Annotated in this window: 22 protein-coding genes; 15 read left to right on the plus strand and 7 right to left on the minus strand. The window is 71.0% G+C overall.

The window, feature by feature from the left end; all coding sequences use genetic code 11:
- Window positions 1-99: 99 nt before the first annotated feature.
- Window positions 100-1,260, minus strand: coding sequence for an L-rhamnose isomerase (gene rhaI, locus FPZ41_RS19260; protein ID WP_322620430.1), 1,161 nt, complete (start codon window positions 1,258-1,260; stop codon window positions 100-102).
- A 285-nt stretch (window positions 1,261-1,545) separates the two neighbouring features.
- On the opposite strand from rhaI, the gene FPZ41_RS19265 reads away from it, so the two are divergent.
- The 12 genes from FPZ41_RS19265 (at window position 1,546) to FPZ41_RS19320 (ending at window position 14,220) form a co-directional block, all read left to right on the plus strand.
- Window positions 1,546-3,060 carry a sugar ABC transporter ATP-binding protein gene (locus FPZ41_RS19265; protein WP_152864259.1) on the plus strand — a complete coding sequence of 505 codons (1,515 nt, stop codon included), beginning with the start codon at window positions 1,546-1,548 and terminating at the stop codon, window positions 3,058-3,060.
- Between the two features lie 124 nt (window positions 3,061-3,184).
- Window positions 3,185-4,225, plus strand: coding sequence for an ABC transporter permease (locus tag FPZ41_RS19270; RefSeq protein ID WP_152864261.1), 1,041 nt, complete (start codon window positions 3,185-3,187; stop codon window positions 4,223-4,225).
- Window positions 4,218-5,213, plus strand: coding sequence for an ABC transporter permease (locus FPZ41_RS19275; RefSeq protein WP_152864263.1), 996 nt, complete (start codon window positions 4,218-4,220; stop codon window positions 5,211-5,213). Before FPZ41_RS19270 ends, FPZ41_RS19275 begins: the two co-directional genes overlap by 8 nt.
- Before the next feature lie 92 nt (window positions 5,214-5,305).
- A complete protein-coding gene (gene rhaS, locus FPZ41_RS19280) occupies window positions 5,306-6,388 on the plus strand; it encodes a rhamnose ABC transporter substrate-binding protein (RefSeq protein ID WP_152864265.1) in 1,083 nt (360 codons plus the stop codon).
- Between the two features lie 17 nt (window positions 6,389-6,405).
- Window positions 6,406-6,726, plus strand: coding sequence for an L-rhamnose mutarotase (locus FPZ41_RS19285; protein WP_152864267.1), 321 nt, complete (start codon window positions 6,406-6,408; stop codon window positions 6,724-6,726).
- 70 nt (window positions 6,727-6,796) lie between these two features.
- Window positions 6,797-8,224 carry a BNR repeat-containing protein gene (locus FPZ41_RS19290; protein WP_152864269.1) on the plus strand — a complete coding sequence of 476 codons (1,428 nt, stop codon included), beginning with the start codon at window positions 6,797-6,799 and terminating at the stop codon, window positions 8,222-8,224.
- A 124-nt stretch (window positions 8,225-8,348) separates the two neighbouring features.
- Entirely contained in the window at window positions 8,349-9,374 is a 1,026-nt protein-coding gene (locus FPZ41_RS19295) for a LacI family DNA-binding transcriptional regulator (protein ID WP_152864271.1), read from the plus strand.
- Between the two features lie 101 nt (window positions 9,375-9,475).
- Window positions 9,476-10,777 carry an alpha/beta fold hydrolase gene (locus tag FPZ41_RS19300; protein ID WP_152864273.1) on the plus strand — a complete coding sequence of 434 codons (1,302 nt, stop codon included), beginning with the start codon at window positions 9,476-9,478 and terminating at the stop codon, window positions 10,775-10,777.
- Window positions 10,778-10,809: 32 nt separating this feature from the next.
- The gene (locus tag FPZ41_RS19305) at window positions 10,810-11,553 is read left to right on the plus strand and encodes a PIG-L deacetylase family protein (protein ID WP_152864275.1); all 744 of its coding nucleotides are present in this window, start codon (window positions 10,810-10,812) and stop codon (window positions 11,551-11,553) included.
- Window positions 11,554-11,585: 32 nt separating this feature from the next.
- A complete protein-coding gene (locus FPZ41_RS19310; RefSeq protein WP_152864277.1) occupies window positions 11,586-12,545 on the plus strand; it encodes a sigma-70 family RNA polymerase sigma factor in 960 nt (319 codons plus the stop codon).
- Window positions 12,546-12,555: 10 nt separating this feature from the next.
- Window positions 12,556-13,386: a pentapeptide repeat-containing protein gene (locus FPZ41_RS19315; RefSeq protein WP_152864279.1), complete on the plus strand. Its 831-nt coding sequence runs from the start codon at window positions 12,556-12,558 to the stop codon at window positions 13,384-13,386.
- A 108-nt stretch (window positions 13,387-13,494) separates the two neighbouring features.
- On the plus strand, window positions 13,495-14,220 hold the full coding sequence (locus tag FPZ41_RS19320) for a DUF2470 domain-containing protein (protein WP_152864280.1): 726 nt from the start codon (window positions 13,495-13,497) through the stop codon (window positions 14,218-14,220).
- Here FPZ41_RS19320 and FPZ41_RS19325 read toward each other — a convergent pair.
- The 4 genes from FPZ41_RS19325 to FPZ41_RS19340 all read right to left on the minus strand — a co-directional run bounded on the left by FPZ41_RS19325 (window position 14,188) and on the right by FPZ41_RS19340 (window position 18,717).
- Window positions 14,188-15,414, minus strand: coding sequence for a lactonase family protein (locus FPZ41_RS19325; RefSeq protein WP_322620431.1), 1,227 nt, complete (start codon window positions 15,412-15,414; stop codon window positions 14,188-14,190). The two genes, FPZ41_RS19320 and FPZ41_RS19325, sit on opposite strands and share 33 nt — an antisense overlap.
- 262 nt (window positions 15,415-15,676) lie before the next feature.
- Window positions 15,677-16,747, minus strand: coding sequence for a hypothetical protein (locus FPZ41_RS19330; protein ID WP_152864281.1), 1,071 nt, complete (start codon window positions 16,745-16,747; stop codon window positions 15,677-15,679).
- Between the two features lie 60 nt (window positions 16,748-16,807).
- Window positions 16,808-18,064, minus strand: a complete 1,257-nt coding sequence (locus FPZ41_RS19335; RefSeq protein WP_152864282.1) for an FUSC family protein — start codon at window positions 18,062-18,064, stop codon at window positions 16,808-16,810.
- A 158-nt stretch (window positions 18,065-18,222) separates the two neighbouring features.
- Window positions 18,223-18,717, minus strand: coding sequence for an FBP domain-containing protein (locus tag FPZ41_RS19340; protein WP_152864283.1), 495 nt, complete (start codon window positions 18,715-18,717; stop codon window positions 18,223-18,225).
- A 192-nt stretch (window positions 18,718-18,909) separates the two neighbouring features.
- Between FPZ41_RS19340 and FPZ41_RS19345 the strand changes: the two genes are divergently transcribed.
- A complete protein-coding gene (locus FPZ41_RS19345; RefSeq protein ID WP_322620432.1) occupies window positions 18,910-19,866 on the plus strand; it encodes a phosphotransferase family protein in 957 nt (318 codons plus the stop codon).
- Between the two features lie 80 nt (window positions 19,867-19,946).
- On the plus strand, window positions 19,947-20,195 hold the full coding sequence (locus tag FPZ41_RS19350; protein WP_322620433.1) for a hypothetical protein: 249 nt from the start codon (window positions 19,947-19,949) through the stop codon (window positions 20,193-20,195).
- A gap of 164 nt (window positions 20,196-20,359) precedes the next feature.
- Here FPZ41_RS19350 and FPZ41_RS19355 read toward each other — a convergent pair whose 3' ends face one another.
- Together FPZ41_RS19355 and FPZ41_RS19360 are read right to left on the minus strand one after the other, a co-directional pair.
- A complete protein-coding gene (locus FPZ41_RS19355; RefSeq protein ID WP_152864284.1) occupies window positions 20,360-21,025 on the minus strand; it encodes an HAD family hydrolase in 666 nt (221 codons plus the stop codon).
- Between the two features lie 73 nt (window positions 21,026-21,098).
- Entirely contained in the window at window positions 21,099-22,136 is a 1,038-nt protein-coding gene (locus tag FPZ41_RS19360; RefSeq protein ID WP_152864285.1) for a PHP domain-containing protein, read from the minus strand.
- Window positions 22,137-22,269: 133 nt separating this feature from the next.
- On the opposite strand from FPZ41_RS19360, the gene FPZ41_RS19365 reads away from it, so the two are divergent.
- Window positions 22,270-22,506, plus strand: a complete 237-nt coding sequence (locus FPZ41_RS19365; RefSeq protein ID WP_131561718.1) for a hypothetical protein — start codon at window positions 22,270-22,272, stop codon at window positions 22,504-22,506.
- The last annotated feature ends 124 nt before the right edge of the window (window positions 22,507-22,630 follow it).

A 22,630-nucleotide genomic window follows, 5' to 3' on the forward strand; every position in this document is an offset into this window, starting at 1 on the left:
GGGCTGTGTTCAATGTGCGGCTCCGCCGCGTGGGTGCGACCAGCCACAACCGGCCCGCGGCCTGCGACCGGGCCTCACCCGGCAGACGAGACCCAGCGATCACGCCCCCCAACCCGCTTGCTGCCCACCGACCCGCTCCTCCACAACCTTCGCAGCCCACCCGGACGCGGCGTACGCCGCCATGGGGTCGGGGTCCAACCCCATCTCCTCCCGCACCTCACGAAGCAACGGCCGCACGTCGGTGTTGTAGGCGTCCATGAGCACGGCATTGGCGCCCAGCACATCCCCGGCCACCTGCGCGGAGCGCAACGCCTCCCGGTCCACCAGCAGCGCCTTCGCCGTGGCCTCCTGCACGTTCATCACCGACCGGATGATCGCCGGGATCTTGGCCTCGATGTTGTGGCACTGGTCGAGCATGAACGCGACCTCGGGCGTGAACCCGCCCCCGCGCACCACCTCGTACATGATCCGGAACAACTGGAACGGGTCCGCGGCCCCCACCATCAGGTCGTCGTCCGCGTAGAACCGCGAGTTGAAGTCGAACCCGCCGAGCTTGCCCTCCCGCAGCAGCGTGGCGACGATGAACTCGATGTTCGTGCCCGGCGCGTGGTGCCCCGTGTCGACGACGACCTGCGCCTTCGGCCCGAGCTTCAGGCAGTGGGCGTAGGCCGTGCCCCAGTCCGGGACGTCCGTCGTGTAGAAGGCGGGCTCGAAGAACTTGTACTCCAGCAGCATCCGCTGCCCCTCGCCGAGCCGCTCGTACACCTCGGCGAGACCTTCGGCGAGCCGGTCCTGGCGCTCCCGCACATCATCCTGACCGGGATAGTTCGTACCGTCGGCGAACCACAGCTTCAGATCCCTCGAACCCGTCGCGTCCATGATGTCGACGCACTCCAGCAGATGATCAACGGCCTTGCGCCGCACCGCCGCGCTGGGGTGGCAGATGCTCCCCAGCTTGTAGTCGTCGTCCTGGAAGGTGTTGGAGTTGATCGCGCCCAGCTTCACACCGCGGTCCTCGGCGTACTTCGCGAGCGCCGCATAGTCGTCCACCGTGTCCCACGGGATGTGCAGCGCCACGGTCGGCGCGACACCCGTGTACTCGTGCACCTTCGCCGCGTCGGCCAGTTTCTCCCGTGGAGTGCGGGGGACACCCGCCTGCGCGAACACCTTGAAGCGGGTCCCCGAGTTCCCGTACGCCCACGACGGCGTCTCGACGGCCTGGGTCTTGAGCGCGGCCTTCACCGCGGCGAGCTCGGTCACTTCAGGGCTCCTGTGACATCGGGTCCGGACAACGGGCGACGGCCGTCTGGAAGGACGTCCGTCTGAAACGATTCAGAGAGTGAAGCTAAGAGGCCCCGGAAGGGCTGTCAACCCCTCACGCGCAGAGTGTCCGTCGTGACCAGGATGTGACCTCTGGCTATCGAAAGAATTTCGATACGAACCCATTGACGCGACCTGCGCGTCGTGCCTAACGTCCCGGCAACCCAGTTGAAACCTTTCACGACGCCGTGAGGCCCGACCTGCGGGCGTCGTCGAGGAGCCCCCATGACCCACCCGTCCGACACGGGTCCGGCCCCAGTGCTGGCGCTCAGGGACATCTCGAAGTCCTTCGGAGCGGTGCGCGCCCTGCGGGACGTGTCCCTGGAGCTGTTCCCCGGAGAGGTGCACGCCCTCGCGGGTGAGAACGGCGCGGGCAAGTCGACCCTCATCAAGACGCTCGCCGGGGTGCACCGTCCGGACGCCGGCCAGGTGCTGCTGGACGGTGAGCCGACCGTCTTCCACGGCCCGGCCGACGCCGGTGACGCCGGCATCGCCGTGATCTACCAGGAGCCCACGCTCTTCCCCGACCTGTCGATCGCCGAGAACATCTTCATGGGCCGCCAGCCGAAGCGTGCCCTCGGCCGCATCGACCACAGGGCCACGCACGCCGCCACCCTCGCCCTGATGCGGCGTCTCGGCGTCGAGCTCGACCCCGACCGCCCGGCCCGCGGCCTGTCCATCGCGGACCAGCAGATCGTCGAGATCGCCAAGGCGCTCTCCTTCGACGCCCGGGTCCTGATCATGGACGAGCCCACCGCGGCCCTCACCGGTAGCGAGGTCGCCCGTCTCTTCGGCGTCGTCCGCACACTGCGCGAGCAGGGCGCCGCCGTGCTGTTCATCTCGCACCGCCTTGAGGAGATCTTCCAGATCTGCGGGCGGGTCACGACCCTGCGCGACGGCGCCTGGATCTCCAGCGAGCTGATCGACGGCATGACCGAGGACGACCTCGTGCGCCGGATGGTCGGCCGCGACCTCGAAGAGCTCTACCCGAAGCAGGAGGTCGAGGCGGGCGAGGTGGCGCTGAGCGTGCGCCGGCTGACCCGGGAGGGCGTGTTCACCGATGTCTCCTTCGACGTGCGGCGCGGCGAGATCGTCGGCCTGGCCGGACTCGTCGGCGCCGGACGCACGGAGGTCGCCCGCGCCGTGTTCGGCGTCGACCGCTGGGACGCGGGCGAGGTCGAGGTCGACGGGAAGGCGCTGACGAACGGCGCCCCCTCCACCGCCATGGCCGCCGGGCTCGCGCTCGTCCCCGAGGACCGACGTGCCCAGGGCCTGGTGATGGACATGTCCATCGAGCGCAACATCGGCCTCACCGGCCTGCGCACCACCGTGAAGGCCGGCCTGATGGACCGTGGCGCCGAACGCAGCCGCTCCCTCGACTGGGCCGTGAAGCTCCAGGTCAAGTACGCGCGGATCGCCGACACCGTCTCCACACTGTCCGGCGGCAACCAGCAGAAGGTCGTCCTCGCCAAGTGGCTGGCCACCGGCCCCAAGGTACTGATCGTCGACGAGCCCACCCGCGGCATCGACGTCGGAACGAAGGCCGAAGTGCACCGACTGCTCAGCGAGTTGGCCGCCGACGGGGTGGCCGTCCTGATGATCTCCTCCGACCTGCCCGAGATCCTCGGCATGGCCGACCGCGTACTCGTGATGCACGAGGGCCGCCTCACCGCCGAGATCCCCCGCACCGACGCCACCGAGGAATCCGTGATGGCCGCAGCCACGGGGAGGGCCGCGTGAACTGGGGGTACCGCCCACGCCCTTCAGGCAGTGGGGGAGCACGCGCGACTGCCGCCCCGCAGACGAACACGTTGCCCGCACCCGTGCGCCGCGCGGGCCCGGAAGCGACCGACAAGAGGGCAGCATGACGGTGACCGCCCCGAACCCAGCCCCCGCCGCCGAGGTGCCCAAGTCCAGCGGCACCCGGCTCGTCGACCGCGTCTTCAAGATGCGAGAACTCGCCATCCTGCTCGTCTTCCTGGTGATGATCGTCATCACCCAGCTGGGCAACAGCGAGTTCCTCACCGAGCAGGGCATCAAGGACCTGCTGCTCAACGCGACCATCCTCGTACTGGTCGCCACCGGTCAGTCGCTGGTCGTCATCACCCGGAACGTCGACCTGTCGGTCGGCTCCACGCTCGGTATCAGCGCCTTCGCCGCCGGCACATATCTCCAGGGCGGCGGGAACACGCTCGTGGCCGTGGTCCTGGCGGTCCTGATGGGCATCGGCTTCGGCCTGCTCAACGGGCTCCTCGTCAGCCTCGGCCAGGTACCCGCGCTCGTTGTCACGCTCGGCACGCTGTACATCATCCGCGGCATCGACTCGATCTGGGTCGGCTCCCGCCAGATCACGGCGGCCGACCTCCCGGACGGATTCGTGAACTTCGGCTCCGGCGGCATCTCCGCGGTGCCGTGGCTGGCGCTGATCGCGCTCGCGGTGCTCGTGGCGACGGCGTACTACCTCAAACACTTCGGCGGTGGCCGCGAGCTGTACGCGCTCGGGTCGAACCCGGAGGCCGCCCGTCTCGCCGGCATCCCGGTCCGCAAGCGGATCCTCGCGGCCTACACCTTCTGCGGCGCCCTCGCCGGACTCGCGGGCGCCCTGTACCTGGCGCGCTTCGGCAACGTCGACTCCGGCACCGGCAACGGCTACGAACTCACCGTCGTCAGCGCCGTCGTGGTCGGTGGCGTCGTCTTCACCGGCGGCTCCGGCAGCGTCTACGGTGCCGCGCTCGGCGCCCTGCTGCTGACCTCCATCAACAGTGTGCTGCCCGCCCTCGGCGTCAGCTCGGTGTGGGTGCTCGCGATCAACGGCATCCTGCTCATCCTCGCCATCGCGGTCGACCGGATCGTCGCCCTGCGCGTGGCCTCCGCCCTGAAGAAGAGGAACGCCCGCCATGGCTGACTCGACGCATCCGCGCGCCGGCCGCTGGTCCGCCTCCTTGAGGTGGGACGGGGCCGTCGGCGCCCTCCTCATCGTGGTCCTGCTGCTGTCCTTCGGCACCGTCGACGGCTTCGGCAACGCCCTCAACCTGTCGTTCCTGATCGGCAACACCCTGCCGATCGCGCTGATCGCCCTGCCGATGACCCTGCTCGTGATCTCGGGCGAGATCGACCTCTCGGTGGCCTCCACCGCCGGCCTGTCCGGCGCGGTGATGGGCGCCCTGTGGAACCAGGGCATGGCCATCGAGACGATCATCCCGGTCTGCCTGCTGCTCGGCGTGGTGTGCGGCCTCGTCAACGGCCTCCTCGTCACCCGGCTCGGACTGCCCTCCCTCGCCGTCACCATCGGCACCCTCGCCGCCTACCGGGGCATCGCGCAGATCGTGCTCGGCTCCGACGCGGTGACCGACTTCCCCACCCAGTACCTGGACTTCGCGGCCGGACGCATCGGGGACACCTTCGTCCCGTACGCCTTCCTGCCCTTCCTGGTGCTGCTCGCGATCGCCGTGGTCGCGCTGCACGCCACCCCGTTCGGGCGGTCGCTGTTCGCGATCGGCGCGAGCGAGGAGGCCGCACGGTTCGCGGGCATCCGCGTCAGACGTCAGAAGCTCATCCTGTTCACGGTGACCGGCCTGATGGCCTCCCTCACCGGCATCTTCTGGGCGCTGCATTACGCCAGCGCCCGCTACGACAACGCCACGGGCCTCGAACTCTCCGTCGTGGCGGCCGTGTTGCTCGGCGGCATCGACTTCGACGGCGGCAAGGGCACGCTGGGCGGCGCGATCGCCGGTGTGTTCCTGCTGGGGGCGCTGCAGAACGTCATGAGCCTGTCGGACGTCTCCGCGCAGTCGCAGATCGTCGTCACCGGCGTCCTGCTCGTTCTCTCCGTGCTGGGCCCCCGGGTCGCACGGCAGATTTCGGCAGCGAGGGCCGCGCGCTCCACCGGATAGGCCCGCCCCCGCGCGGCGGAGCCGCACACCGAAACAGCACCGTACCCCACACGGGGCGCCACCCGCTCCCCTCCGTCCAAAGGACCCACACCATGCGCAAGTCATCCGTCCGCCGTGCCTGTGCGGCCCTCGCCGCCGTCACCTCCCTCACCCTCGCGGCCACCGCCTGCGGCGGCACCACCAAGAAGGACGTCAGCGAGGAGAACGCCTCCGCCGCCTCGGACGCCAAGGCCAACCCCGACGCCGAGCTGAAGAAGGGCCTGACCGTCGGCTTCCTGCCGAAGCAGGTCAACAACCCGTACTTCACCTCCGCCGACAAGGGCGGCGAGGCGGCCGTGAAGGAGCTGGGCTCCAGCTACAAGGAGGTCGGCCCGTCCAGCGCCACCGACACCGCCGGCCAGGTGAACTACGTCAACACCCTCACCCAGCAGCAGGTCGACGCGATGGCCGTGTCCGCGCAGGACCCGGGCGCCCTGTGCACCGCGCTCAAGCAGGCCATGAAGAACGACATCAAGGTCGTCACCTACGACTCCGACACCAAGACCGACTGCCGCAACGCCTTCGTCTCGCAGGCCGGCGCCGAGGACCTCGGCCGCACCGAGGTCCAGCTGCTCGCCGAACAGATCGGCTACAAGGGCGAGTTCGCGATCCTGTCCGCCGCGCAGACCGCGACGAACCAGAACACCTGGATCGACTTCATGAAGGACGAGCTCAAGGACCCCAAGTACAAGGACATGAAGCTCGTCAAGGTCGCCTACGGTGACGACGACGCCCAGAAGTCCTTCCAGCAGACCCAGGGCCTGCTCCAGGAGTACCCGGACCTGAAGGGGATCATCTCCCCGACCACCGTCGGCATCAAAGCGGCCGCCCAGTACCTGTCGGGCTCCAAGTACAAGGGCAAGGTCAAGCTGACGGGTCTCGGCACCCCGAACGACATGCGCAAGTACATCAAGAACGGCACGGTCGACGCGTTCGAGCTGTGGGACCCGGCGAAGCTCGGCGAGCTGGCCGCCCGTACGGCCGTGGCGCTGGTCTCCGGTCAGATCACCGGCAAGGAGGGCGAGACGTTCACGGCCGGTGACATGGGCGAGTACACCATCGGCAAGGACGGCGTGATCAGCCTCGGCAAGCCGACCGTTTTCGACGAGAAGAACATCGACCAGTTCGACTTCTGATCCCCGGAGGGTCGTTGATGAAGCGCGTGTGCTTCCTGCTGAAGGTGCGGGCGGACCGCCTCGACGAGTACCGCGAGCGGCACGCCGCCGTGTGGCCCGAGATGTGCGAGGCACTCTCGGCCACCGGCTGGCACAACTACTCGCTCTTCCTGCGCGAGGACGGTCTGCTGGTCGGCTACCTGGAGACCGAGGACTTCGAGGCCGCCCGGGCCGGCATGGAGGCCACCGACGTCAACGCCCGCTGGCAGGCGGAGATGGCGCCGTTCTTCGAGTCGCTGGACGGCGCCAGGCCCGACGAAGCCATGAAACCCCTCACCGAGGTGTTCCACCTGCCCTGACCCCGCCGGCTCGTCCCACCGCTCGTTCGCCTCCCTCCGCACAGGAGTCCCCACACAGGAGCCCCCGGACATGAGAAGACGCACTCTGCTGGCGACCGCCCTGCTGAGCACCGCGGCCACCCCCGGCCTCACCGGTGTCGCCCGAGCCGCTGCCCCCGGTCCCTCGCTCACCCCGGCCGGCAGCACCACCCTCGATACGAGGGCCATCTACTTCGTGTCGTACGACGGCCTGGTCAACAACAACTCGTTCCAGAAGAACGGGCTGTTGACCTACAAGGGCCACCAGTACGCCGCCTGGTACACCGCCGACCGCAACGCCGTCGTGGGCCGCCGCGTCCTCGGGGCGAGCACCTGGGAGACCGTCAAGGCCGGCCACACCCTCAGGTACGACGACTCGCACAACGTCATCTCCATGGGTGTCTCCAGGGCCGACGGCCGGCTGCACCTGAACATGGACTCCCACAGCGACGGCTTCACCTACGTCAAGTCCGTGGCCGGGCTCATGGACAACCCGTCCGGGCTGAGCTGGACCGCGAGCCGCTTCGGCGCCCCGCAGTCCACGCTCGACGGGCTCGCGCTCACCTCGCAGTTCACGTACCCGCAGTTCGTCTCCACGCCCGAGGGGAAGCTCCAGCTGAGCTATCGCGTCGCCGTCTCCGGCAACGGCCGCAACGCGCTGGCCGAGTACGACGGCGCGTCCTGGGCCGCCCTCGGCGAGTGGACCAGCTCCACCGGCACCTACACCAGCGAACACGGCTCCAGCACGGCCCGCAACATGTACCTGCACGGCATCGACTACGACAGGAACGGGCGCCTGCACGCGTTCTTCACCTGGCGCGAGCAGAACAGCGCGGTGATGTGCAGCGGCGGCGGCATCACCAACCACGACACCGGCTACGTCTACTCCGACGACCGCGGCCGTACCTGGCGCAACAACGCGGGCACAGTCGTCGGCACCACCGGCGGCTCCGACAAGATCTCCGTCACCGACCCCGGGCTGGTCGTGGACCCGCTCAATCCGGACCACTCGCTGATGAACCAGGAGAGCCAGTTCACGGACTCGGCCGGCCTGCCGCACGCCGTCATCAGCTACGTGCCCGGCCGCTTCGGCCAGTGCACCACGAACTACGTCACCGACCGCACGAACAACGGCCGCGCCTTCCACCTCCGCAAGAACGCCTCCGGCTCGTGGCAGAAGACCGAGATACCGGTCCCGCTGAACTCCAGCCAGCGCACCAAACTGATCCTCGACAGGTACGACAACGCGTACGCGATCCTCCCCTTCTGCCGTGTCGCGGGGGCCTCCAAGGCGTCCGGGTACACGGACTGGACGATCCTGTACGACGGCGTCGACGCCGGACGAGACGCCTTCGGCGAGGTCGTGATCGACGAGACGCGGGTCGCCCAGGACGACGTCCTGTCGGTCATGTACCAGGTGAGGTCCAGCGGTACGACGCCCTCGGCGCTGCGCACCCTCGACTTCCGCCTGCCCGTCTGATCCATGGCGCCGTGACCGGGAGACCGTGACCGGCGCCGCTGTGGCGGGTGCGCTGGTCACGGCGCCACGAAGGTAATGTGAACGCGCACCCGCCGCTCCGTAACTCCCTGGAGGTCCTCGACCGATGGCCCAGTCGGTGGGTATCAAGGACGTCGCCCGTGCCGCCGGAGTCTCCGTGGGCACGGTGTCGAACGTGATCAACCGCCCGGACACGGTCGCGTCCGAGACCCGTGCCCGTGTGCTGTCGGCGATAGAGCGCCTCGGCTATGTCCGCAGCGAGTCGGCACGCCAGCTGAGGGCCGGGCGCAGCCGCATCATGGGCCTGCTCGTGCTCGACATGGGCAACCCCTTCTTCGTGGACGTGGCGCGCGGCGCCGAGCGGGCCGCACGCGAGGCCGGGCTCGGCGTGATGGTCTGCAACAGCGCGCAGAGCGCGAGCGAGGAGGCCGAGTACCTGTCGCTCTTCGCGGAGCAGCGGGTCCGGGGCGTCCTGCTGACCCCCGCCGACGCGACCGGCCGCAACATCAAGACGTTCCGCCGCCACGGCATCCCCTTCGTCCTCGTCGACCGGGTGGCCGAGGGCACCACCGAGTGCTCGGTGTCCGTCGACGACGTCGCGGGCGGCGCGCTCGCCGTACGGCATCTGGTGGACGCCGGACACCGCTCCATCGCGTACGTCAGCGGCCCGCCCGGCCTCAACCAGGTCCGCGACCGCCGCACCGGCGCCCTGAACGCGCTGGCCGAGGCCGGGCTGGGCCCCGACTCCCTGCGCGAGCTGCCCACCGAGCGGCTCGACGTGGCCGCGGGCCGCGACGCCGGCGCCCGGCTCCTCGGTCTCGCCGACCGCCCGACCGCCGTGTTCTGCGCCAACGACCTCCTCGCCCTCGGCGTGCTGCAGGCCATGTTCGCGGCCGGGGTGAGCGTGCCGGACGACCTCGCGATCGTCGGCTACGACGACATCGAGTTCGCCGCCGCCGCGGCCGTCCCCCTCACCTCCGTACGGCAACCCGCCGTGACCCTGGGCGCCATGGCCGCGGAGCTGCTCCTGGAGGAGACCGAGGCGGAGACGGCACCGGCGGTGCACGAGCACAAGCGGGTCGTCCTCCAGCCGGAGCTGGTGGTGCGCAGCTCCAGCCTGTCGGCGCGCTGACCGCCCGTTTCGTGGATTTTCTTGATCCACGGGGTCGGCCACGCGAAGAATCTGTGGTGGACTGGTGGGCGCCCTGGAAACCGTACGTCTCGGGAGCCCTGTTGACCGCCAGCTACCGCCAGCCCGGTGTCGTCCTCACCGACCGCCGCTTCACCGTGCCCCTCGACCACGACGACCCGGCAGGGGAGCGGATCGAGCTCTACGCGCGTGAAGTCGTCGGATGCGACAAGACGGACCAGGACCTGCCCTGGCTGGTCTACCTCCAGGGCGGTCCCGGCTTCGGCGCGAACCGGTTCGTCGGCACCCAGGCCTGGCTCGGCCGGGCCCTCAAGGAGTTCCGCGTCCTGCTGCTCGACCAGCGCGGCACCGGCGCCTCCACGCCCGCGGACCGGCAGACTCTCCCGCTGCGCGGCGGCCCCCGCGAACAGGCCGACTACCTGGCCCACTTCCGCGCCGACTCCATCGTCCGCGACTGCGAGGCCATTCGCCCCGAGGTCACCGGCGGCGCCCCCTGGACCGTACTCGGCCAGAGCTTCGGCGGCTTCTGCACGGTCAGCTACCTGTCCACCGCACCCGAGGGACTGAGCGCCGCCGTCATCACCGGAGGTCTGCCCTCCCTCGACGCACACGCGGACGACGTCTACCGCGCCGCCTACCCGCGCATCGAACGCAAGGTCGCCGCCCACTACGCCCGCTACCCGCAGGACGTCGAGCGGGCCCGCCGGATCGCCGAGCACCTGCTCGCGCACGAGGTCGTCCTGCCGAACGGCTACCGGCTCACCGTCGAGGCCTTCCAGTCCCTCGGCATCGCCCTCGGCAGGAGCGACGGCAGCCACCGCCTGCACTACCTCCTGGAGGACGCCTTCGTCCGCACCCCGCAGGGGCCCGCACTCTCCGACGCCTTCCAGGAGGAGGTCCTGGGACTGCTGTCGTTCGCGGGCCACCCGCTCTACGCGCTCGTCCACGAGGCCTGTTACGGCCAGGGCGAGCGGCCCACCGCCTGGTCCGCGGAGCGGGTGCGCGCCGAGTTCCCGCAGTTCGACGCGGCCAAGACGCTCACCGGGGACGGACCGCTGCTGTTCACCGGCGAGTCCATCCACCCCTGGACCTTCGACACCGACCCGGCCCTGCGCCCCCTGCGCGAGACCGCGGAGGAACTGGCCGCCCGCACCGACTGGAAGCCCCTGTACGACCCCGCCCGGCTCGCCGTCAACGAGGTGCCGGTCGCGGCGGCCGTCTACCACGACGACATGTACGTCGACACCGCACACTCGCTCCAGACGGCCCGCGCGATCCGCGGCCTGCGCACCTGGGTCACCGACGAGTACGAGCACGACGGGGTACGCGCCTCCGGGCCCCGCGTCCTGGACCGGCTGCTGGCGCTGACGCGGGACGAGGTCTGACCGTTGTCGGTGCCGCGGGTTACTGTGCGGTCATGACGGAGCCGACGAACGATCAGCTGGAGCCCATGCCGGAGGACTGGCAGCGTGCCCTCGCCGTCGTGGCCCACCCGGACGACCTCGAATACGGCTGTTCGGCGGCCATCGCCGCGTGGACCGAGGGGGGCCGCGAGGTCACCTACGTCCTCGCCACCCGCGGCGAGGCCGGCATCGACACGCTGGAGCCCCACGAGTGCGGCCCGCTGCGCGAGCGGGAGCAGCGGGCCGGCGCGGCGGCCGTGGGCGTGACCGAGGTGGAGTTCCTCGACCACAGGGACGGCGTCATCGAGTACGGCCCCGCGCTGCGCCGGGACATCGCGGCCGTCATCCGCAGACACCGGCCCGAGCTGGTCATCACCCTCAACCACCGCGACACCTGGGGCGGCACCGCCTGGAACACCCCCGACCATGTGGCCGTGGGCCGCGCCACCCTGGACGCGGCAGCCGATGCTGGCAACCGGTGGATCTTCCCCGAGCTCACCGAGCAGGGCCTGGAGCCCTGGAACGGCGTCCGCTGGGTCGCCGTCGCCGCCTCCGCGACGCCCACCCACGCGGCGGACGCCACCCGGGGACTCGACCGCGCGGTGCGCTCCCTGCTCGAACACCGCACGTACATCGAGGCGTTGACCGACCAGGATCCGGAGACGTACGCCCGAGAGTTCCTGGCGGGGGAGGCCCGGGCCGCGGGTGAGCGCTTCGGCGGGAAACCGGCCGTGGCGTTCGAACTGTTCAGCCGATGACGGACGACGCGGAACCGAGGGGAGAGCGACCGATGGCCGAGGAGGAACTGCTCGCCGAGCGGTTCGAGGAGCACCGAGGTCATCTGCGCGCGGTGGCCTACCGGATGCTCGGCTCGCTCAGCGAGGCCGACGACGCCGTGCAGGAGGCGTGGCTGCGGCTCAGCCGCTCCGACACGAGCGACGTGCACAGCCTCGGGGGCTGGCTGACGACCGTGACCGGACGGGTGTGCCTGGACATGCTGCGCTCGCGACGCACCCGGCGCGAGGAGTCCATGGACGCGTACGAGACGTATCTGCCCGATCCGGTCGTCCGCTCCCTGGATCGGGTGGACCCCGAGCAGGAGGTGCTCCAGGCGGACGCCGTCGGGCTCGCCCTGCTGGTGGTGATGGAGACGCTGGAGCCCGCCGAGCGGCTCGCGTTCGTGCTCCACGACATGTTCGTGGTGCCCTTCGACGACATCGCGCCGGTCGTGGACCGTTCCACGGCCGCGACCCGGCAGCTCGCGAGCCGCGCCCGGCGCCGCGTGCAGGGTTCCGTGCCCGCCTCGGACCCCGATCTGGTGAGGCAGAGGCAGGTGGTCGACGCCTTCCTCGCCGCCTCGCGCGGCGGGGACTTCGAGGCGCTGCTGTCGGTGCTCGACCCCGAGGTGGTGCTGCGCGCCGACGCCGGAGCCCTGGCCGTGGGCGCGGCCGCGTCCAAGCAGGTGCGGGGCAGGCAGCCGGTGGCCGAAGGGGCCTTCATATTCCGGCAGTTGTCGCAGTACGCGCGGCCGGTGCTCGTCAACGGATCGGTGGGCCTGCTCACGGTCGTCGACGGCACCCCAGTGTCGGTCGCGAGCTTCACGGTGGTGGACGGGAAGATCACCGCGATGCACATCCTGTCGGACCCGGAGCGACTCGCGCGGCTCGGTCTCACGGCGCTGTACGACGACCGGCCCGCGTCTCCCACCGGGGAGCACCGGGACGGAGGGGTGAGAGCGCTTCGTCGTTAGGCTGAACCGTATGGAACAGACAAGCGCCGACCGCCCCCTGGACCTGCGAGCCGACTGCTCCCGGTGCTTCGGGCTGTGCTGTGTGGCCCTGGCCTTCGCCCACTCGGCGGACTTCGCCGTCGACAAGGCGGCCGGCGAGCCGTGCGCCAACCTCCGGGAGGACTTCCGCTGCGGCATCCACACCGAGTTGCGGCAGAAGGGCTTCACCGGCTGCACGGTCTACGACTGCTTCGGCGCCGGACAGAAAGTCTCCCAGGTCACCTTCGGCGGGCGGGACTGGAGGACGGGATCGCGTGCGGACGCGCGGCGGATGTTCGACGTGTTTCCTGTCGTACGCCAACTCCACGAGCTGCTCCGGTACTTGGCGGAGGCTCTGACTCTGACCGCCGCCCGTGAGGTCCACGCGGACATACGCGCCCTGCTCGCCGAGACCGAACGGCTCACCCTCGGAACCCCGCAGGAGCTGGGGGAGTTGGACGTCCCCGCGCACCGGCAGCGCGTCAACGTCTCGCTGCTGCGGGCGAGCGAGCTGATGAGGGCGGGTGCGGGGCGACGGAAGCAGCGCCGGGGCGCCGATCTGATCGGAGCCCGTCTGAGGGGCGCCGACCTCCGCAAGGCCGACCTGCGCGGTGCGTACCTCATCGCCGCCGATCTGACGGGGGCCGACCTGCGGGGTGCGGACCTGATCGGCGCCGATCTGAGGGACGCCGACCTCACCGACGCCGACCTGACCGGCGCCTTCTTCCTCACCCAGCCCCAGCTCGATTCGGCCCGGGGGAGCGCCGGGGCGAGGCTGCCGGGGACGGTCACCCGCCCTGCTCACTGGACAGCGGGGTCCTGACACGGGTGTCGGCCGCGTGGAGCGGACCGCTCGCGGTGTGCCGGGAGACGGTTGGCGTACACCCCGATCTCCGATAGGTTAGGCAAGGCTTGCCTAAGGGAGGTTGGGATGGCTGACGGTCAGACCTGGACGGCCGCACCCGCCGCGGCCGAGCGCGCCCGCTCGGTGCTCGCCGCGGCGTGGTCCTGCGCGGTGACCGCGGAAGGCGGACGCGAGGAGTTCGTCGGCGCGCACACCGTGGCAGAGGACGGCCGTGTGCTGCTGCACGTGCCGGAGGACAGCAGGCTCGCCGCGGCCGCCGTCTGCGCCCCGCGCGGCGAGCCCTCCGCGGTGCTGGAGTTCGCCGACGTGGCGCCCGTGGCCATGCGGGGCCGTATCCGTGCCCGGCTCTGGATGGCCGGCTGGTTCGCCCCCGAGGACGGGCGGCTCGCGTTCCGGCCCACGCGGGTCGTGCTCCGCCCGTCGACCGGAGCGGTCGTCGTCGACCTCGACGAGTACGCCGCCGCCACGCCCGACCCGCTCGCCACGGCCGAGTTCCACCTGCTCACCCACCTCGCCGAAGCCCACCCCGACGCGGTCGAGCGGCTCACTCGCCTCGTCGACCCCGACAGCCTGCAGGGCGCCGTCCGCGTCCAGCCGCTGGCCGTCGACCGGCACGGCATCACCCTGCGCATCGAGCGGGCCCGCGACAACGGCGACGTGCGCCTGACCTTCCACCGGCCCGCCGACGACCTGGCGCAGCTCACCGAGCGCATGCACATGCTGCTCGCCCAGGCCGGCGCCGCTCGCCGCCCCCGCGCGCTACAGCGGCAGCACACAGACGGCGACGGGTGACGCGAACGGCTCTCCCGCGCGCCGGAGCCCACCGCTCTCGCGGTCCACGTGGAAGACACTGACCGCGTTCGACCGCTGGAGCGAGGCGAACAGCAGCGTCCCGTCGGGCGAGAACGCGATCTGACGCGGGAAGTCCCCGCCCACCGGCACCGTGTCCAACAGTTTCAGCCGCGCCCCGCCCGCCTCGACCGCGTAGCGCGTCAGGCTGTCGTGGCCGCGATTGGCGAGATAGGCGTACGACCCGTCCGCCGTCACCAGGAGCTGTGCGGGATAGTTCGTGCCGGAACCCGTCCCCGTGGACTGCGGCTCACCCGGGGTCAGCCGGCCACTGCCCGGGTCGTAGCCGCACACCACGACCGTGTTGTCGAGCTCGCCCGCGAGGTACGCGTGGCGGCCCCCCGGGTGGAACGTCAGATGCCGGGGCCCGGCGCCCGGCCGCGTCCGCGCCCGCGAGACCTCCGTGAGCGTGCCCTTCGCCTCGTCGAGCCGGTACGTGTACACGGTGTCCGTGCCGAGGTCCACGGCGAGGACATGGCCGCCGTCGGGGCTGGTGACGATCTGGTGCGCGTGCGGGCCCTCCTGCCCCGGTCCGGGCGCCGGACTGTCGTGCACGACGCGGTCCGTGCGCTCGCCGAGCGCACCCGAACCGTCGATGGGGTGCACGGCCACACTGCCCGAGCCGTAGTCGGCACTCAGCAGCCAGCGCCCGCTCGGGTGCACCGACAGATGGCAGGGGGCCGCGCCACCGGTGCTCCGGGTGCCGAGGACATGGTGGTCGGAGAGCCGTACGGCGGTCACGGTGCCCTCGGTCCGCTCATTGACGGCGTACAGCGTGCGGCCGTCCGGATGCGCCGCGAGGTACGACGGATCGGCGACACCGGTGATGGTCTGCCCGCCCTTGATGCCGCCGGTCCGCGCGTCGTACGTCGCCACGCGGATGCCGTCGCCGCCCCCCTCGGCCGAGGTGTACGTACCGATGTAGAGCGGGTGCGGGCCCGTGGGGCGAGGGGAGGGAGCGGTGCTCTGCGCGGAAGGGGACACGGAGGCGCCCGGCGTGGCAGGCGCGGCGCCGTCGGTCGCGGTGGTGGACCCGGAGCATCCCGCCAGCGACACCGGGACGGCCGACGCCGTGACCGCAGTCAGGAAACGGCGCCTGGTCCATTCGCGTCGGTCCCGCACCGGTTCACTCGTCACTGGCCGCACCTCGGTCCCTCGGTCGTCGTCCTGTCCGTGATCCACTTTCACCCGCGAGACCTCCGAAGCGCAAAAGCATCACTCCGTAACGCATCTGGTACGCTCAGTGCATTATCGGGGGCGATAGTCAAGTCCCCAACAACTCGAGCGAGTCCTGTACTTGCTCCGGCGGCCGGAAGGGTCGTCGCTGGACAGGCATGACCTGTCAAACTCCCCGGAGCGATCCAGGGGAGAATCTCCCGGATTCATGTGGGAGAGAACTTCAACAGTCGCCGTCCCCGACAGGCTTGCCCAACGCGCCCCCCAGCGGTTTCACCTGGTGGGGCGAGGGCTCCTGCCAGGGCTCGTGGTCGTCGCCGAGCCAGTCGCCGACCGGCCGCACGGAGCTCAGCGCGTCGCTGGGCGCGAGGTCGTGGGCGTCCTGGTCGTAGTAGTCGAACCACGGCAGCCCGGCCCGGGTGTACGCCGCCCGGTCCACGGGCGACGGCGGGGGCGCCTCCCCGGTGATACGGCGCCACTCCGGCGGCGTCACCAGGTGTACGAAGACGCGCCCGGCGGGCGCCTCGACCCAGCTGCCGCGCGGCCACACGTCCTGGTGGACCTCCTGGCGCATCGAGCCGCCGACACCGAGCCCCATCGCGGCGGGTGCGCGGGGCGGGCCGGCGGGAGCACCGCCCTGCGCGGCGCCCGGCGCGGCACCGGGCGCGGGCGGGGCCGCCATGGGAAACGCCGCGCCGTAGCCTCCAGTCGGCCTCGCCGACCGCACGACGGCCCGGTCCTCGGCGATCCGCCGCTGCGCCTCGCGCCACTCGGCCAGCTGCTCGCCGTTCAGCGGGAACGACTGCAGCTGTACGCCACCCCACACCTCCTCGCCGGTGACCTGGCCCTCGACCGTGGCACCCAGGCCCAGCGGGACGGCCACGAACTGGCGGACCGTGCCCTTCCCCGAGTTGATGCCGTCCAGCCACGGCTGTCGGGGCAGCACCACATAGTTCTGCGGATCACGACCGAGCCGGTCGCTCCACGGCTCGCCGGAGACCGCGCACACCTTGCCGACGCCCACCTGGAACGCGGCCGGCTCCGTCGTGCCCCCGAAGTGCAGCCACATCGCCTCGCGCAGGTACACCGGCAGCATCACCCCGCCACGCGCCCGCATCGGCTCGGGTGCCGTGTCCGGGTAGTCCTCGACGCGGCGGACCGGGAAGTCGCCGAGCCCCGGAGGCAGCGGGTGCGTGCCCGTCTCGGGCAACCGCAGGGTCCGTTTGAACCGCACCTGGACACCTCCCGGCAGGTGCAGTGTGGTGCCGTCGATCCGCACGGTGCCGTCGGCCATTCCGTACGCCCCCTCGCTGTGGTGCGGTGTCGCGTCGTCGCCGTGTACGACGCCCGATCGTCACTTGGCACGCCGGACGAGCACCACCCGGTTCCGCAGGCGCGTGCGGACGTGGTGCAGCCGGTCGCGCAGGCGGGTGAGGCGGGGGCTGCGCTCGCGTTCCTCGCGGGAGACGCGGTCGAGTTCCTCCAGCAGACGGCGGGAGCGGTGCTCGGTGTCCAGCTCGTCCAGGATGCGGTTGACCTCGGTGAGGACGGCCCCGCGCAGCTGCCACTGGCGGGCGTCCCGCTGCACGTCCTCCAGCAGCAGCTGGGCCAGCTTGTCGCGGGTCGCGGCCGCCGTGGCCAGCTCGGCGGCGAGCCGGGACTCGGCGGACTCGGCGTTGCTGCTGACGTCGGTGGTGACCAGCACCGCGAAGCTGACGACCGCGTCCGCGATCTCCGCGAGGAGCTGTTCGAGGACCGCCCCCGTCGCGGGCTCGAACAGCGGCTCGGGCTCCCGCTCCCGGGCGAGATCGGTGAGGGTGCGGGCGATGACCCGCAGGACCACCGTGCAGATCTCCAGCGTGTCGAGGCCCGTGCGCAGCACGACCCGGTGCAGCAGCCCCTCCCGAACCCGCGGGTTGAGCTTCAGGCTGTCCTCGGCCTGCCGGAGGGACGCGTCCACCTCGACGATGTCGTGGTCGAGCTGACGGGCCTCGTGGAGCTGGGCGGCGGCCTGCACGAAGGGAGTGCGGCCGGCGGCCTCCTCGCCGACGCGCAGCATCAACTGCCGCATCCGGCGCGCCATGTCCTCGATGGACTCACCGGCCGTCTTCACCCACACCGGGGGAGCGAGGACGAGGTTGAAGACGAGTCCCACGGCGGCACCGATCAGCGTCTCCAGCACCCGCGTCCAGGCCGTGCCCCCGACCTGGGTGACGCCGAGCACGAGCATGGCGCTGATCGCCACCTCGGGCACGAACTCGCTGACCCGCACGAGATGCCCGACGGCGAGCGAGGCGAGGATGATCAGCGCGAGGCTCCACCAGGTGAGCCCCACCAGAAGGCTGAACAGGATGGCGATGACGACGCCGGCCACCACCGCGTTCACACGGCGGATGCCGGTCTTGAGCGTGGCGTAGAGGGTGACCTGCACGACGAGTAGCGCGGTCAGCGGGGCCGTCAGGGGCGCCGCCTCGGGGCTCAGCCGCAGTGCGACCACATACGCCAGCGTCGCGGCCGCCGACGACCGCACCGACTGCACGACAATGGGGTCCTGGCGCCACTTCGTCATCTGTGGGCCGACCACGGCCCACGCACCACGTACGTCTCGCATCCTTGGGCTGTTCCCCTTCTGCCGCTGCCCGGAACGTTTCTGCGCGGACGTTGATCGTCCGCTTGGGAGAGTAGGCCGTACCTGCCGGTCATGAGCGGAGACGCCAAGGGGTGAGATGAGGAGGGGGAGGAGGGGGCGGATGGCCTCCCGCCCCCGGCTCACTCGTGCAACTTCCGCAGGAACGAGGACAGATTGCCCACCGTCCGCGCGATCTGTTCTTCCTGCGTGAGGGTCTCCTCGAAACGACCCCCTGACTCGGGGACCTTCTTGCCGCGTACGTAGAGGGAGCAGGCGAGGTCGGCGCACATGTACACCCCCACCGAGTTGCCCTCCCGCCCGGCCGCGCCCGCCTTGCGTGCCGTCATCAGGGAGACACCGCTGCCCGGGTGCGTGGTCAGGCACACCGAACACAGGCTCCGGTGCAGGAGACCGCGCCGGACGGACGGGAAACGCAACGCGACGCCGACCAGATCGCCGCCGTGCTCGGCCACGAGATAGCTCCGGTCGGGTGCGCCGGGGTCACGCCAGCCGAGGAAGTCCAGATCGTCCCAGGGGCGCCGGTCGAGATCACGGGGTAGCGCGAGCCGTTTCGCCTCTCCCTTGGTGCAGTTGACGAACGAGGTGCGGATGTCCTGCTCGGTGAGTGACCTCATGGGGAGCCTCCTGGGGAAGGTGGGAGAGAAGTCAGACAGATCCAAAACCTAGGGGTACTAGGCTGTGAGACAGGTTATGTAGGCAGATCGAGGAAAGCCAATGGATTTCGCACCGGACAACCGGTGTACGGGCGCACTGCCGACCTGCGAGAGTGTGGGCCGGCGGCGGTATGGACGAGGGGGAAGCGCACGGTGACGGACGCGGTGGAACGGGCACGGCGGATCCTGTCCGCGGCCGGGCTCGGCCAGGACGACCTCGTGACGGTCCGGCCACTCGACGGCGGTACCTACAACACGGTCGAGGAACTCGTGTTCACCGACGGCCGTCGACTGATCCTGAAAACACCACCGCCGCCTCAGGCCCCCGCCCTGCGCCATGAACATGAACTCCTCGGGGCGGAGGCCGAGTTCTACCGGGGAGCCGCCACCGTCGGCGCACCCGCTCCGCACGTGGTCGTCCTGGCGCACGGCCGCCTCCTGATGACCGCATGCCCCGGCACGCCCTGGCACCTCGCTTCCCTGGAGGAAGCCGAACAGCGGACGCTGCGCCGGGAGCTGGGCGGCCTGGTGGCCCGGCTCCACCGCGTGACCGGCCCCGGCTTCGGGTACCCGTCCGGCGCCCTCGGTCCGCTCGCCCCCGACTGGCGCACCGCCTTCACCGCCATGTACGACGCCGTACTCGCCGACGCGCGCCGCTTCCGGGCCTGGCTGCCGCGCACCGTGGACGAGGTGGCGCGCACGGCGAAGACCGCGTACGACGCACTCGACGAGGTCACCGTCCCGCATCTCGTCCACTTCGACCTGTGGCAGGGCAACATCCTCGTGGAGCGCGACGGCGCTCCGCGCGTCGGCGGACTGATCGACGGCGAGCGCATGTTCTGGGGTGACCCGCTGGCGGACTTCGTGTCGCTCGCGCTGCTCGGGAACATCGAGGACGACCCTGAGTTCCTGACCGTGTATCAAGAGGACGGCGGACAGGTCGAGTTCACGTCGACTGCCCGTCAGCGTCTCGCCCTCTACCGCAGTTACCTCTATCTGATCATGCTCACCGAGACGGTGCCGCGCGCTGCGGGTGACGAGCACGTCGGCTGGGTGCGCGAGGTGGTGGCACCTCAGCTCACGGCGGCCCTGGACGAGCTCGGCGGTTGACACGGGTCCCGGCCGACGCACCTGGTTTCGGCCGCCCCACCCGAGGTACTCGCGCCGGGGCGAGACGAAGGGAGTACGCCGTGACCGATCACCGTCAGGGGGGTCCCGGCGCGAACGGGGAGCCCGTACCGCGAGACATGCCCGACCAGCAGGCCCATGGCGGCGACGACCCCTGGGACGTCGTCCCCGAGGACGGCGACCCGAACGGCGAGGCCACACCCGCCACCGACGTACCGGACACGGACGAGGCGGGCTCGGGCAGACGAGGCGTCCCGAAGCCGGGAAGCATCCACCCCGAGCAGCCCGTGCCGTACGAGTCCACCGACTGAGTCCACCAACTGCAGTCCACCGAGGGAAGTCCAGCGACGGAAGCCGGACGGGTTTTTCGGTACGTCGACCTGCCGCCGCCCACGGAACGGCACCGTGTCGTTCGTGGGCGGCACCGTCACGCGGTCCGTGCGGGTACCGGCCGGGAACGCGAGGCCGCGCCCGGTCACACGTCCGCCGCCAGCGGACTCTCCTCCAGGGACGCCAGCAGATGCGCCGGGTCGCGGTAGACCGCCTCGGCGCCCGCCGCCTCCAGGTCGGCGCGGGGGATACCGCCGCTCAGTACGCCCACGCAGCGCACTCCGGCGCGGGTGCCCGCGCGCATGTCCCACACCGTGTCGCCGACGAAGACCGCGCGCCCGGCGGGCACCCCGGCCAGCTCCAGGGCGTACGCGACCGGCTCGGGGGCGGGCTTCCCGGCGACCACGTCGTCGGTGCTCGCCGTGGCCGTGATCGCGTCGTCGGCGTCGATCGCCCGGCGCAGCGCGGACAGTTCCGAACCGCCGGCCAACGTGGCGAGGACCACGCTCCAGCCCTCGCGGTCCAGACGCCGCAACAGCCGCCCGGCGCCCCGCAGCGCGGGCAGCCGGTCGAAGTACGTGCCGTACAGGGCCCTGTGAGCGGCGCTGAGCGCGGACACCTCGTCCGAGTCCGGGTTCTCGCCCAGAACGTGGGTGATCAGATCGCCCGGAGCGAGCCCCACAGCCCGGTGGATCGCGTGCATCTCCACGTCGTGACCGGCCTGCCGGAACGCCTCCCACCAGGTCGTCACGTGGAGATGGTTGGTGTCGACTAGCGTGCCGTCGACGTCGAACACGGCTGCTCGGCCCATGTACGTGTCCTCCTTTCTCACGGCTGACGGCCCGAATCCGGCGTCGCAGGTCCTGTGCGCCCCGGGTACCGCGTCACGCGCTCCCCACGCGCGACGGCACCAGGCCCTCCCGCGTCCAGGCCAGCACTTCGTCCGCGGTCCACGTCGTGATCACGCGCTCGGCGGGCACCCCGCACTCCTCGGCTCTTGCGCAGCCGTGGAGCTGCCAGTCCAGCTGGCCGGGGGCGTGCGCGTCGGTGTCGATCGAGAACAGCACGCCCGCGTCGAGCGCCCGGCGCAGCAGCCGTCTGGGCGGGTCGAGCCGCTCGGGGCGGCAGTTGATCTCCACGGCCGTGCCGGACTCGGCGCAGGCCGCGAAGACCTCTTCCGCGTCGAACTCCGACTCCGGCCGTTCCTGCCCGGACAGCCGCCGTCCGGTGCAGTGCCCAAGGATGTCGGCGTGCGGATCGCGGACGGCGGTGACCATGCGACGGGTCATCGCCCGCGCGTCCATGCGCAGCTTCGAGTGCACGGACACCACCACGACGTCGAGCCGCTCCAGCAGCTCGGGCTCCTGGTCGAGCGACCCGTCGTCGAGGATGTCGCACTCGATGCCGGTCAGCAGCCGGAACGGAGCCCACCGCTCGTTGAGCCCGGCCACCACGTCGAGCTGCTCGCGCAACCGGTCCGGGGACAGCCCCCGGGCCACCGTCAGCCTGGGCGAGTGGTCCGTCAGCGCCACCCACTCGTGCCCGAGGCGGGCCGCCGTCCGCCCCATCTCCTCGATCGGGCTCCCGCCGTCCGACCAGTCGGAGTGCACGTGGCAGTCGCCGCGCACCAGCGCCCGCAACCGTTCGCCGCCCGACGCGACCGGCCCCCCGGCCTCGTCCTCCAGCTTCCGGAGGTAATCGGGCACCTCACCGGCCAGCGCCTCACACACCACCTGTGCGGTCTTCGGGCCGACCCCGCGCAGCGACTCCAGCGAGCCGTCGGCCGCACGCTCGGCCACCTCGTCCGGGGGCAGCGCGCCCAGCACGCCGGCCGCGGTACGGAACGCCCGTACGCGATAGTCCGGCGCCTGGGACCGCTCCAGCAGGAACGCGATCCTGTCCAGGGCCTCGACGGGTTCCATGGGCACCTCCTCGTCCAGCGTTGCCCAACCGCGCCCGGACCGCACACGGGGCCGCACTGTCCGTGACCCACTCGCCGAGGAGATGGGGTCCGCTTTGGGTCCTATTGACCCGATGCGATCTACGCTCTCTTGTATGACCGAAATCGCGAGCCCCCGCGTACCTCACCCGCGGATCCTGGTGCTCGGGGTGCAGCCCGGCACACCCCCGTTCCGGATCGTGGAGATCGACGGCCAGGTCGTCGGCGAGGCCACGGCCATCACCGACGTCCTGGCCGCCGCTTCGGCGGCGGGCATCAGAGTCCACGACCTCGACGACCCCGATGTGGTCCGCTGGGTCGGCGGCGACAAGTTCACCTGGCTGCCGCACTAGGGCCTGTACGGAGTCGTGATCAGCGACTTGGCTGAAGGCTGCGGATCCAGATGACGGCGCCTCGTAGGTGGAGTCCGGCAAGGTAGCTCTCGGGGGTCTTGTCATAGCGGGTGGCAATGCCGCG

The sequence above is a fragment of the Streptomyces acidicola genome (assembly GCF_009377235.1).
Taxonomy (GTDB): domain Bacteria; phylum Actinomycetota; class Actinomycetes; order Streptomycetales; family Streptomycetaceae; genus Streptomyces; species Streptomyces acidicola.